At 43.4% G+C, this 13756-nt stretch carries 9 protein-coding genes; 7 read left to right on the top strand and 2 right to left on the bottom strand.

All coding sequences use genetic code 11. From position 1 onward, the window contains the following. Positions 1 to 62: 62 nt before the first annotated feature. Positions 63 to 959, top strand: a complete 897-nt coding sequence (locus TW81_RS15900; RefSeq protein ID WP_045956716.1) for a LysR family transcriptional regulator — start codon at positions 63 to 65, stop codon at positions 957 to 959. 133 nt (positions 960 to 1092) lie between these two features. Here TW81_RS15900 and TW81_RS15895 read toward each other — a convergent pair whose 3' ends face one another. Then, entirely contained in the window at positions 1093 to 3129 is a 2037-nt protein-coding gene (locus TW81_RS15895; protein ID WP_045956715.1) for a methyl-accepting chemotaxis protein, read from the bottom strand. A 513-nt stretch (positions 3130 to 3642) separates the two neighbouring features. Between TW81_RS15895 and TW81_RS15890 the strand changes: the two genes are divergently transcribed. After that, a complete protein-coding gene (locus TW81_RS15890; protein WP_045956714.1) occupies positions 3643 to 4956 on the top strand; it encodes an ABC transporter substrate-binding protein in 1314 nt (437 codons plus the stop codon). A gap of 330 nt (positions 4957 to 5286) precedes the next feature. On the opposite strand, the gene TW81_RS15885 is transcribed toward TW81_RS15890, so the two are convergent. Continuing rightward, a complete protein-coding gene (locus tag TW81_RS15885) occupies positions 5287 to 7257 on the bottom strand; it encodes a replication initiator protein RctB domain-containing protein (RefSeq protein ID WP_045956713.1) in 1971 nt (656 codons plus the stop codon). A 1213-nt stretch (positions 7258 to 8470) separates the two neighbouring features. On the opposite strand from TW81_RS15885, the gene TW81_RS15880 reads away from it, so the two are divergent. The 5 genes from TW81_RS15880 to TW81_RS15855 all read left to right on the top strand — a co-directional run bounded on the left by TW81_RS15880 (position 8471) and on the right by TW81_RS15855 (position 13743). Then, positions 8471 to 9688 carry a ParA family protein gene (locus tag TW81_RS15880; RefSeq protein WP_045956712.1) on the top strand — a complete coding sequence of 406 codons (1218 nt, stop codon included), beginning with the start codon at positions 8471 to 8473 and terminating at the stop codon, positions 9686 to 9688. Between the two features lie 7 nt (positions 9689 to 9695). Next, positions 9696 to 10667 carry a ParB/RepB/Spo0J family partition protein gene (locus tag TW81_RS15875; RefSeq protein WP_045956711.1) on the top strand — a complete coding sequence of 324 codons (972 nt, stop codon included), beginning with the start codon at positions 9696 to 9698 and terminating at the stop codon, positions 10665 to 10667. Between the two features lie 55 nt (positions 10668 to 10722). Then, the gene (locus TW81_RS15870; protein ID WP_239424385.1) at positions 10723 to 12780 is read left to right on the top strand and encodes a tRNA(Met) cytidine acetyltransferase TmcA; all 2058 of its coding nucleotides are present in this window, start codon (positions 10723 to 10725) and stop codon (positions 12778 to 12780) included. Between the two features lie 317 nt (positions 12781 to 13097). Next, on the top strand, positions 13098 to 13382 hold the full coding sequence (locus tag TW81_RS15860) for an STAS domain-containing protein (RefSeq protein ID WP_045956709.1): 285 nt from the start codon (positions 13098 to 13100) through the stop codon (positions 13380 to 13382). A 1-nt stretch (position 13383) separates the two neighbouring features. After that, positions 13384 to 13743 (top strand): response regulator, encoded by a 360-nt coding sequence (locus tag TW81_RS15855; RefSeq protein WP_045956708.1) that lies wholly within the window; start codon positions 13384 to 13386, stop codon positions 13741 to 13743. Positions 13744 to 13756: the final 13 nt, after the last annotated feature.

Here is a 13756-nt window from a genome sequence, read left to right as displayed (position 1 = left end):
ATTGAGATAATCACCGTAGATTTAATTTAACTATTTCATTTGCGTTAACAATGAGGCCATCAATGGATCGTTTTCAGGAAATGCAGATTTTTGTCCGAATCGCAGAACGCAGTAGCTTTACACTCGCAGCCGATGATTTGCACATCCCTCGTGCAACCGTAACCAATATGGTCAAAAGACTAGAGGCACGCTTAGAAACTCGGTTGTTAGAGCGCACAACGCGACGCGTTAATATGACTCAAGAAGGCGAATACTTTTATCAACGCTGCCTACACATTCTTTCAGAGCTTGAAGACACCGAAAGTACATTTTTGGCCAAGAATCCCAAGGGGCTGCTCAAAGTGAACTTGCAAGGCACGTTAGCTCAACATTTCGTGATGCCGTATTTAGATGACTTTATGACGCGATACCCGGAGATCCAACTGCACATTGGCGTTGATGATCGTTTGATCGACCTAGTCAAAGAAGGGGTAGATTGTGTATTACGCGCGGGGACTTTGCTGGACTCAACACTGGTCGCCAAGCCTTTGGCATTAATGCCTCAAGTCACTGTCGCCAGCCCAAAGTATATAAACAAATTTGGTCTACCAACCGACATAGCTCAGTTAGCGGATCATGTCACCATAGGCTATAGATCAAAAGAGTTCGGTCATCAAACGGACTTAGACTTTATGGTTGAAGGGCAGCAGAAACAGGTCGTCGTGCCAACCAATTTATTTGTAAACAGCGCCGATCTTTATACTGGTGCTGCGTTAACTGGACTTGGAATCATTCAAGTGCCGCGCTACAGAGTTGAACAGGAATTGGCTCATGGAAGGCTGATTGAGCTGCTACCCGAGACACCACCGCCTGCCATGCCTGTATCAGCCTTAATGACGCATCGCCAGCAACTATCGTCGCGTACTCGCGTATTTATTGACTGGCTGCAAGAACGCTTTCACCATCACAATACCGCCTAGCACAGCCCTAATCACAATCGGGATTGGCAACCAAAGCCAGATAGCTAGATATATGGCAACATGATCAAAAACATTCCCCTTTCTACGGTAAAATGAGTTGGAGAAAGGGGAACGATGAAAGGGTCAAATCGTATTAACGCTCAAACGAAAACACAGCGACTTTCGACTTCAGCACATCAACAATACTTACCTGAGAACTTGCTTCAACTTCCGTCGCTTCCGCCTTACTATTAGTCTGATCGGCCAGCATGGCGACTTGGTTGATATTTTGATCAAGCTCTTTTAGCGTCACCGCTTGCTGCTCTGCTGCCGTTGATATCAAATGGCTTAAGTCTTGAATTTCGGTCATAAACTGTTCGAAATTCACAATGGTTTCATCCGCTGAAGTCGCTTGCTCTAGACTGTCGTTCGCTAACTTTTCGCTTCTTGAAATCACATCGACTGCCGACTTGGAATCCGCAACCATAGAACTGATTTTATCTTGGATTTCTAGCGTGGAATCTTGAGTTCTGGTAGCGAGATGACGAACTTCATCCGCAACAACAGCGAAGCCCCGACCATGCTCGCCCGCACGAGCTGCCTCTATCGCTGCGTTGAGCGCTAAAAGGTTAGTTTGTTCAGCAATGCCTGTGATGGTATCAATAATGGTCTCTATACTCTTAACGCCCTCATTAAGATTATTGATAGCGACAATCGTTTCCTTGGTCTGTCCCACCATTCCTTCAACACTTTGACGGCTGCTTTGTACTTGCTCACGGCCAGCTCGTGATAAATCGCTCGCGGAAAGCACTCGGCTATAGGTTGTTTCGGTATGCTGCGCGACCTCTTGTGCGGTAGAACTCATTTCGACCAATGCGGCGGCAATCGCGTCAAGCTCAGATTTCTGCCTCTGAACGATTTCTCGAGTATCGGTCGAACTCATCGCCACTTTTTCGACCGATTCATTGACCTGATTCGACGAGGCTTCAATATCAACCACCGTCTGCTTCAAGTTTTGTACAACTTGAATCAGATACTGATTGAGTACACCAAATTCATCGGATCTGTGGGCATCTGGAATATTCCTCAACTCACCACGTGAGAGCGCATCAAGTTCTTGAGTTAACCCTTTGATCGACTTCTTAATGAAGGTAGTCATCCAGACTGAAATGACCAATATTCCGCCAATAATTGCCAAACCCACATAGATCGACACCTGATTCTGATACTCTGCGCTAAGATTGATTCCTTCAGATAGGGCGTTGTTCGATTGGAACGATTCCGTTAACAGCATCTGCGTCGACTGATTGAGGCGATGTAGGCTTTGCTCCAATCCGCTCACTAACTCAGCTTGAGTTGCCGCGAGCGCTAAATTTGACTCTTGTAATGCTATCAGCCCTGCATCCCCTTCCACTGAATCCAGTAATAGTAAGGTCAAACGCGACAGCTCCCTGACGAACTTTTGATAGAACGCCTCATCGGATGCAAAAATCAGGGTTGGTAACAGATTCGAATGCTTGTTCTGCCAACTAACGAATGCATCTTTTAACGCTCCAATTTCAGCAACGCTTTGTGCTCCGGAGATCATTTCAATGACGCGTAAACCATTAACAACCGACGCGTTAATTTCATTTACGGTAGATATAACCGCATCGTCATCGAGTTCAAACAAGGTCGCTTCCATCAAGGGAACAATTTGATCTTGTAACTCAGACAAGGTGGCGATGAGTTCTTTCGCTCGGGTTTGTGTTTCAATAATGTCATGCTGGAGGCTTACCAACTCGGTCGTTTTGGCCTCGATACCCAGTTTTTCTTGGTTAATTCCGTTCAGCGTTGAGTCAACGACACTGGCGAGTTCCCCATTTAACGCCACCTGACTCAACGAATTTAACGCACTGTCCAGCTCAGATTTATATTGCGTTAATGCTTGAGAGAGCGGATTGAACGTGGCGCTAGTTTGAGCATGGCTAACCTCTCTTGAGGTCATTTCCAAATTGAGCACCAACTCATTGATCTTCGAGGCATACTGTACAACCGGAGAAGACTCGTTATTGATTTTGAACAACCCTGCAATGACTTGTTGGCTATTTTGATAACTGTATATGGTTGATCCAATAAAGAGTAAACCGATAACAGAAAAACTGAGGATAATTTTGGTCGATAGATTGGTCATTTTTGACACGGAAATCATTTTCACTCTCCAAGCGGAAACATTCACCTATTAATAAAATAGACAACTTTCACCGAAATATTTGCAGTAATTAGATTATCAAGTAGAAGCCTGTCACTATTTTTAGCTAATCATATAGCCAAAACTCTAACGAAAAATTCCCACAATAAACCTATGCTTGATTTGTATTTAGTATGATTTCAAATATAAATTATAGTGATACAAATCACATCACAAATAACATCCGCACTTAATCGTGTGTGATCTACATAACACTAATGGGTGTTTTTAATACAGAATTAATATTCCAAGTGATATGAATCGCATTTAAGTTATTCAGAACATCTAATAAACCAACAGGTATTTAATGAGTTTTTTACATTAACGACAAGCTCTGACTTTACTCAAAATGTAATCTTAGCGACGTTTCAAATATAGAGAGCTGATACTCAGTTTGGTTTTGTTAGTGTGAGTATCCATACTGATAAATATAGGTGCTATTGTTAGAGAATGGCTCTTGATAGGAAAAGAAAGATGAAATTCATTAAGTTACCACTGTTCACCAGTCTCGCTTTTTATTCATTTGGCTTTCATGCCGTTGCCGTGGAGATCAATATTGCCACGGTAAACAACGGACATATGATAGAAATGCAGAAGTTATCGTCAGCGTTTGAAAAAGAGTATCCGGATATATCTCTGAACTGGCATGTTTATGGTGAAGGTAGCTTACGCATGCGAGCCATTGCAGACATAGCTGCCGAAACTAACAAGTACGATGTGGTGACGATTGGTATGTACGAAACACCAATCTGGGCCAAACGTGGCTGGCTACAACCACTGAATCCTCCGAAAAGCTATGATGTGAACGATATCCTTCCTGCAGTCAAAGATGGGCTTTCATACAATGGAACACTCTACGCCGCGCCTTTCTATGGAGAAAGTTCTATCACCATGTATCGAGCAGATTTATTGGCTGATAAAGGTATTTCACTTTCTGACACACCATCTTGGGACGATATTAAACAAGCGGCAGCGGCAATACACGACCCGAGTAAAGGTATCTATGGTGTCTGTCTGCGAGGAAAACCAGGCTGGGGCGACAACATGGCGCTCATCTCTACAATAGCTAACAGTTACGGCGGACAGTGGTTTGATATGGACTGGAATCCTCAACTCACCTCCCGTTCATGGTCCCAAGCCGTTAACTTTTATGTTGATTTGCAAAAGAACTATGGCGCACCAGAAGCTGAGAAGAATAGCTTCAACGAAATTCTATCGTTGTCACGTGAAGGCAAATGCGGCATTTGGGTAGATGCTTCCGTGGCGGCTTCGTTCCTTGCTGATAAAACCAAAAGTAGTGTTGCCGATAAATGGAAATTTGTTCAGGCTCCCAATCAAGTCACCAGTAAAGGATCGAATTGGCTTTGGGCTTGGGCACTCGCGATACCAACCAGTTCAAAGAACTTTAATGCCGCCCAAACGTTCGTCACATGGGCAACTTCAAAAGGGTATATTGAACTTGTCGCGGAAAAAAACGGCTGGGCGAATATCCCAACCGGTACGCGTATTTCTACCTACAACAATGATCAGTTTCTACAAGCCTCGGGATCATTTGCCAAGGCCGAATTGCAAGCACTTCTGGCGGCAGATCCCATTAACAATACCCTTCCCCCTTCGCCGTATCAGGGAATCCAATTTGTTTCTATTCCAGAATTTGTCTCAATTGGTGGGGTCACTGCGCAAAAGATTTCAGAAGCTTTAGAAGGCAAAACTTCAATCGAAAAAGCTTTGTCTGATGCGCAAAAACTCTCGATACGTCAGATGCAAAGGTTTGGTTATTACGATTAATTGAGCGTTGGAGAGATGGGAAACAGCAAACGATAGGCAAAAAAAAGCGAGCTCTGAGAACTCGCAAAATATTCAGAATGAATGTAACAATATGAGCCAATCTATGAGGGATAATCTAATCCCTCATTCATCAGAAAGGACAAAAGGTTGTCTATTCGGGATAAATATTAGCCAACTTTGCTGCGCTGAATGTCAGTGTATTGTCAGGGGAATGTAGTAGCTTTGTCTATAAGCCTTAAGAGGGTAACAAGCTGTTTGATTGCGCAAACAAACACGAAAAAACCAGCATGACGCTGGTTTTTTCGTGTTCGCTTTGTCGTTATATACAGTTTACACCGCGACTTCATCCAATGCTCGGAAGACACTTTCATCCAAGTGACCTTCAAATACCTGCTTACAGACTTTGCGTCGTACTGCGAGCCCCGCAATCAGGCGCTCAATAGACAAGTGTTTGTTCTCACTTTGCCCATTATAGAGTTCGACCATTTTGCTCAATGTCTCATAAGGAATGACCTCTTTGCCGACTCTCAGGTAGTCAAGCTTGTCAATCAACTCCAGACACTCTTCTTGTATTGAGCTATGGGAATGCCCTGTCATTGCCGACAACGCCGTTATAGAGCGTTCTAGAGCCTCTGAGGAGGTGTATTTAGATAAAGTAATGGTTATCTCGTCAGCATTGATCTCTACCAAGTGTTTGCGCTGTTTCACACGGCGTCCAAGTTTGCCACGCGGAGAACGCTCTTTGCGCTGAATCGGTTCAAACTCACCATCAATAATCTGCGACATCTCTTCAAGTTGTTGCTTCGATACCATTTCGTTGCGCAATGGGTTAGGTAGCGTTGGGGCCATGTTGCGCTTACCAGCATTGGTAGTACGCGCTCGCGAGTAGCGTAGTACCTCTTCGGCATCACATTTGATATCAAACTGGTAGTCCTTCACTTTATCATTTTCGATCATCGCAGTGATCGTCAGGTGATACCCCCACAAATTGACCAAAAACAGATCTTCTGTGCCCTTTCCTTCTGAAAGCTTCTTCAATTCTCGAATCAGATCCATCGAGAAGCGGCGCCACTCAATATTGCGCGCAAGCTTCTGGTTGAGCTCACTTAACAACATGACATCAGAATGACGACGTGACATTCGGCTGCGGAAGTAGCTGTAGAGCTGAAAGACCAAAGTATGTTGTTTAAGAATTTCCGGTGGAAACAAGAAGAAATAATCACGAGTAAGGAGCTCTTCGTAAAATGAAGGTTCCCAAACAAGAATATACAAATTCGGTTTAATGCGAATTTCGCCGTCAGCGCCTTCCGTAGGGGCTTCTTCGGATGCGGTAATAGTCCGGGCTAAAAATCGAAAACGATCGCTCTTAAAGCCTTCTGGCATGTTTTCACTAAGCCATCGGCCTGTAAGCTCGTGAAGTTGGAAGTCGGTAAATTCGATTCGATCAATACTGTCGCGAATAGAATCACGTGCGGGGCCGCTGTCTTTTTTACCACGGAGTGACAATATGTCGGTAATATAGAGCGGTGTTTTATTCGGTACATGAGTTCCATCAAGCTGGTACTGGTGTTGATGATGTTCGTGGTATTGCACTGTCAACGTAAAGAGCGCAAACAAGGTCATCAGATCATCAACGGTCATTATATTTTTTGATGATCGTGTTTCGATCACTGCGCGTGTACCAGAGATCGAAACCATACTTTTCTGATAACTTTTCCTTGTTCTAGGCGGCGCAAGAGCTTGATCTATGATACCTGCCCAATTTGTTGGCGAGACAACAAATTGATCCGCCTCATCTTTCATTGCTGGTGGCGTATTGAGACCATGCTCATTCAACAGACGTTTATTAACTTGAGTTTGCGCCAAGGCTTTGGAGCGTTTTTGCTTTTCTGTTTGCTTAGCTGATTCGGTGACAAGACTGGTTGCTCCCAGTACAGAAATAAGCTGATTAGGATTAACAAAACGGTGTAACATCGTTTTGCCCGCGAGACCCTCTTCAAAACGGACAGGAACTTGCTGGAAAAGTCCGATAGTTACCGCTGCACGTAATCTCTGTTGTATTGCCGCCCGAGTGACTTGTCCATCAGTCGCATCGATCAGTTCCGTGGTAGAAACCAATCCATCTTTGCTGCTAAAGCCTCGAAGAGAAATTAAGTTGAGAAGTTCGACGATACTTTTCGTAACGCCTTTGAAGTGTTGATACTGCTCTATCCAATTGACGGCAACTTCAGAAACTTCAAATAAGTGTCCATCTTTGTGGCTTCTTGGCGCTTTGATCAGTAGTTTTTCGTCTGAGCTCATTTATTAGATCCGTGTCACAGTAGCCGTAATATTGCTATAGTTCCGAAAGAATAAAGAAAAAAAGATCATAAATAAAGAAAAAATTATTGCTTTTAAATAACTGATCTTTTTGATTAATCTGATCTTAAATGATTATATGATCTAATGATCCGGGCTGAGATTTGCTTGTAAGACACTGTCAATAAACAAGTTTTTTTTTAGCGTCTCGAAAGCATGATCATGTTTAAAGTGAAAGCATGATCATTAAGTTATTGAAAGCATGATCAAAAATATCTTGAACAATGATCATAACAAATACGAATCAATGATCATTGGTTGTCCGTAAGCATGATCATCATCTCTACACAATTTATCCACAGGCGCTTGTTGTATTGCGGAATGCAATTGCAAAACTTCGTCTCTTTTGCTGCCTGATTTCTTCGCAACGATGATCAAGGAGAAGCTTATTTCGCAGATATTGTCTATGTTGTGCTCGATATTATCTGTTGAACAGCAATGAGCTTGAGACTTCATCAAATGTTTATTCATATTTATTTTATCGAAAGCATGATCATGGTATTCAGATAAATGATACGAACGCTAGCGCTGCTGTTCAATTTTCATCAATTTATTGCTCTGTTTACGCTTAACTCTTAGTTCATCTGCATTCCACCGTAAAATATCGACAATTTTACATGCTTCCGTAAGCCTCCTACACTTGATCATTGATCCGATCTTTGATCATTTTTATTTAAATGTTTGGTTAAGTTTGCTTTGAGGTACTTTCCCTTGATCATTGTTCCTTAAAGCGCGAAAACGACCGAAAGCATGATCACCATATCTTCCTTGATCATGGTTCCGTCTAGAAGTCGCGAAAGGAAGTGAGTCAGTGATTTTCTGACTGGCCATGCTGTGACGGCAGTTTGGTTCAAGTTCAAAGTGCATGTACCGTAAATTGTCGTTGATTCTTAATCGTTCCGAAGAAAAAGTGGCCATGTTTTTTACAATGTAAATAAGTGACACTGTAATAATTTAAATATTCAGCGGTTAACTCGTCTAGTTGTTCATCTTTTCTGGGTAATAAAATGAGCTGTTTTGTTAAATAACAATTAAATCAGTGTCAGAATTCTATTTAATGTGATTAGAATCTATAATTGAGTGTTCACCTTTTTGTTGTTTATTGGGCTTAGTGCTGTACAATGATTCTAGGTTACTAAATAACGGAATTTGGCAAATGAAACGAGAACATACGATTGAGAGTCTCATTCAGCTCGCTGAGAAAACGGCTCAGGTTCAGGCTGATCGTATCGAAATTGTATTGGAGGAGCGCAGCGATGAGCATTTTCCTCCGATGTCAAAAGCATTGATGGAAACGCGTTCTGGGTTAACCCGACGTAAGTTGGATGACGCGATCAATAAGCTTGAAGAGGCTGGTCACCAGTTCACTAAGAATAACGCCAACCACTACTCTATTTCTTTGCAAGAAGCGCACATGCTGATGGATGCGGCTGGCATCCCGAAATTTCATGAGCGCAAAAAGAACTGTGAAAACAAACCTTGGATCATCAATGTACAGAACCAAAAAGGCGGTACAGGTAAATCGATGACTGCGGTTCACTTGGCGGCTTGCTTGGCACTCAATTTGGATAAGCGCTATCGAATCTGTCTTATTGATTTAGATCCCCAAGGTTCACTGCGCTTGTTCTTGAATCCACAAATCAGCTTAACGGATCACGATAATATTTATTCTGCTGTTGATGTGATGCTAGATAACGTGCCGGATGGTGTCGAAGTAGATAACGAGTTTCTACATAAAAATGTGCTGTTGCCGACTCAGTATCCGAATTTGAAAACAGTTTCGGCTTTCCCTGAAGATGCGATGTTTAATGCTGAAGCTTGGCAATATCTCTCGCAAAACCAATCACTTGATATCGTTAAGCTGCTCAAGGAAAAACTGATTGATAAAATTGCCGATGATTTTGATGTGATCATGATAGACACAGGACCACACGTGGATCCTTTAGTGTGGAATGCCATGTATGCGTCAAACGCTTTGCTCATCCCTTGTGCCGCGAAACGTCTTGATTGGGCATCGACGGTCAATTTCTTCCAGCATCTTCCGACCGTGTATGAAATGTTCCCCGAAGATTGGCAGGGTCTAGAGTTTGTACGCTTGATGCCGACCATGTTTGAAGATGACAATAAGAAGCAAGTGTCTGTTCTTACCGAAATGAATTACTTGTTAGGAGACCAGGTTACTATGGCGACTATCCCGCGTAGCCGTGCGTTCGAGACTTGTGCCGATACGTACAGTACGGTGTTTGACTTAACCACTGGCGATTTTGAAGGGGGTAAGAAAACGCTCGCTACAGCTCAAGATGCGGTGCAAAAGAGTGCGCTAGAACTTGAACGTGTTCTTCATAGTCATTGGTCGTCATTGAATCAGGGGTAAGTAAACTATGGCCATTAAAACTTCAGATTTAAACGCAAGATTATTCGGCAAGGCGAACAAGCGCCATGTCACGACGCCTCAAGAAGCGCAACAAGCCGCAAAAGAGCAGGCTCAAGTTATCGAACTTGCGGTAGCGGGTGAAGAGAAAGTTCAATTTGAACTCGTTCGTGTTCCTGCCGATCAAATTAGTGATCGCACGGTTGTTTTTTCTGAGAATGCGCGAGAGCAGTCATTCCTCAACGAACATGCACTATCAGACGTGCTGGTCACGCTAAAAGAGCGTGGTCAACAATACCCAGCTGTTGGTCGTAAACGCGAAGACGGCAAAATTGAAGTGTTAGACGGTAGTCGCCGCCGCATGTCGTGTCTTCTTGCTGATCAAGAATTCCTCATCTACGTTGGAGAGAATATTAGCACTGAACACGCTAAGTTCTTGTCTGATGTCGCCAACGCTCATAAGCCTCTTTCTTTATATGAAAAGGGCAGAGAAATGCTGGCGAAACTTGAAAGCGGTGAAGCCGAAGATCAAAAAGCGCTAGCCAAAATGTTCCAATGCAGTGAGGCATTAGTCAGTGGCGCTTTGAAAGCGGCGGATTTACCTCTCGAACTATTGCAAGCCTACCCTAATGTGGCTGAGCTAGGCCGCCCTACTATCGTTAAGCTACATAAACAGTTTAATGGATTAGAGTCTGGAAAGCAGAGTCAATTGCTGGACAAATGTCGTTCTGAAGACGGTTTTGTTTGGCAGCGTACCCAATCGCAAGGTGTGGCTCGTATCACTAAAGAAGTGACTGAGACCATTGAAACTTGGATTGAAGATCTACAACCAACTAGCAAGCCAGCCGTTGCCAAAACTGAATTAGTCAAAGGTCGTGCTAGTTACACTCGCAAAGGTAGCAATCTGACGCTCAATCTGAAAAAGGTCGATGATGCTTTGATGCAAGAGTTACTTGATTTAGTCGCAACTAAGCTCAACTAGTTCGCTATCAGAATAATTGGACAAGCCGCTTAATCGCGGCTTTTTTTATGCCATAATGTCGGTTATTTGTTACGCCAGTCGATTTCCTGATCCTATGATTGTCACCCAACACTATTTCTCCCAACTGCTGCAATCTGCAACTGAGTCAAATCATCGCTATGGCGTTGTTCTGCAGGGAGATGAATCTTGGCAACGAGACTGTCTCGCACAGCTATTTAGCTTGGTTGATAGTGATGATATTTTCTTGCTTGGTAATGTAAGTTCCAATCCTGTGGGGAAAAGAGTTAACTATAAGCAAGGTCAACAGCTTCTCGGTCAGGAGTGTCGACTGCTGTGCTGTGATTTTCGTGAAGGATTTGATGCCAACAGTTTTACCGCGGCTACCGGAAGTGTACGTGGTGGTGGTTTGGTCGTAATTTTACCTCAGCAACACGAGCGCCCCACTTTTGATCAAGTTTGGCTGCAAGCTGCGTTAGAAAATCTCATTGTGCTCAAGGAACAAGGCCCACTACCACTACCAGAAAAAGCGAAAGCAGAATCCAAAGCGACGTTGACTGAGCAAGCACAAGCGGTCGAAAGAGTTAAAAAAGTGGTGGAAGGGCATCGTAAAAGACCACTAGTGATGACGGCAGACCGTGGGAGAGGCAAAAGTAGCGCACTCGGTATTGCCGCTGCAGAGCTTATCCAGCAGCGCTCTCCTATTCATATTGTGGTCACCGCGCCAAGTTTAGCTGCGGTACAACCCGTATTTGAGCATGCCAAGCGTCTACTCCCCGAGGCGAGCCTCGATAAGGGACGGCTTCAATATCAGCAATCGATGATTGAGTTTGTCGCCCCCGATGAGTTGTTACTCCATAAAAAAACGTGTGATTGTCTGTTTGTTGATGAAGCTTCAGCGATTCCCATTCCTATGTTGCAGCAGATGGTTGAACACTACCACCGAGCGGTATTTTCGACCACAGTTCACGGTTATGAAGGATGTGGGCGCGGTTTTACCGTCAAGTTTCAAACGTGGTTAAAACAAGAACGCCCTGGCACACAGTTCTTTCATATAGAGCAGCCGATTCGATGGAGCGAGTCGGATCCGTTGGAACAGTGGTTATTTGATTCGTTCTTACTTGATGCCGACCTTGGTGAAATCGTCGGCGAGTCCAATCTTGGTGAGCTTAAACGGGTGAGTAAACAAGCAATGGTTGATGAACCTGCACTGTTACGAGCCTGTTTTGCTTTGTTAGTAAATGCCCATTATCAAACGTCACCGAATGACTTGATGTTACTCCTACAGGATGACGCTATTTCTCTTTATGCCCAGTATGTTGATGGTCAATGTTTAGGGTGTATTCTCACTGTCGAAGAAGGCAATCTAGATCGTCACCTGATCGAGCAGATTCAGTTAGGTCAACGTCGACCCAAGGGACATTTGGTTCCGGCTATGCTCGCTAACCAAATGGGGATTGCTGCGGCCGCGCAACAGGCTAGTCTCAGAATTATGCGTATCGCGGTTCACCCTAGTTTGCAACGTAAGGGATACGGTCACAATTTGCTGACTCGACTTATACATAAAACGTCGTACGATTTTTATTCCACCAGCTTTGGCGTAACTCACGAGTTACTGGCCTTTTGGCAAAAATGCGGATTTGAGCCGGTTAAGTTAGGCAGCCAACGAGACCAAGCGAGTGGTACTCATTCCCTCATCATGCTTTACGGCGATGTCGCATGGCGCAATCAAGCGCAGCGACACTTCTTACTCTCCTTGCAATATGCTTTGAGTGATTCTTTTAACGGACTTGAGATTGAACTTGTCCGTAGTTTACTGGCAAATTGTAATGCTTCCGTTGAAGAACCTAGTGCCGTAGCCTTGATTCGCAATTACGGCCAAGGGGGATCAAGCTTTGATAGTGTGGCGCCATTTCTCGAAATCTGGTGGAGAAGGTCACCCAAACTGGTGGCGTTGATGTCTGACTTGCTTGTTCGACGAGTCGTTCAAAAATGGAGTTGGACGCAGTGTAAAGCGTCTTTTGGCTATGCTGGCAACAAGCATGCAGAGACCGCATTTAGGGAGCAGTTACTCGAGCTACTCAGCCAAATCCAATCCGATCTAGACAACGTTTAATTTACACTGTAAAAAGCACGGCGTTGTTGAATCCTTCATTACGAGAATTTACAGTGTAAACAATCACTTTTTTACACTGTAAATTGAAATTCCTTTGGTTCAAACCACAAAATATAAAATATTTCCAAGAGTGAAATTTGATGTAATTATCTAATATATAAAGATAATTACATATTTCGCTAAGAACTTCCCCCAAAAGTGCATACATTTTATGTATATCAGTAACTTGCGAATTAGTGATTCCTTTCTAAACTCATTACTAAGCATCAAGCTTAATATCGGCTAGGAATAATAATAAGTAGCGAAAGGTTGATAACATGGAATGTTCACTACCTGAATCGTTGGATATATCAACGGTACTTGACTCCGCAACCCAATACAAACAATGGCTTGCAAACAGTGATTTGCTCAAAATTGATGCATCACGTGTCACTCGTGTTGATGCAGCGGGAATTCAGGCGTTAACTTCTCTATTTATCTCTGCCAAGTCCAATCAGTTAGACATTCAATTAATACAACCTACACCAGCCTTACTTGAAGGCATAAATACGCTCGGTCTGAGTAATCAATTTGATATGAACAATGAAGTTGGAGAACCGTAACATGACTAAGATTCTAGCTGTGGATGATTCCGTCTCGATCCGTCAAATGGTCAGTCATACTTTGCGTGATGCAGGTTATGACGTAGAAACAGCGAACGATGGCCGCGATGCGTTGAACAAGGTAAGTGCTTGTAAATTTGATGTGGTGATCTCGGATGTCAACATGCCCAACATGGGTGGTTTTGAATTGGTAAAAGCGCTACGAGAAAAGCCGCAGTATAAGTTCATTCCGATTCTTATGTTGACGACAGAAACAAGCACAGACAAAAAACAACAAGGTAAATCTGCTGGAGCGACAGGCTGGCTAGTTAAGCCATTTAATCCTGATACGCTACTAAAAACATTAAAACGCGTGATTTAAGCAGGTTAAATTT

This window comes from Vibrio galatheae, from assembly GCF_000967545.1.
GTDB classification, from domain to species: domain Bacteria; phylum Pseudomonadota; class Gammaproteobacteria; order Enterobacterales; family Vibrionaceae; genus Vibrio; species Vibrio galatheae.
This window is presented reverse-complemented; position numbering and strand designations above follow the sequence as displayed.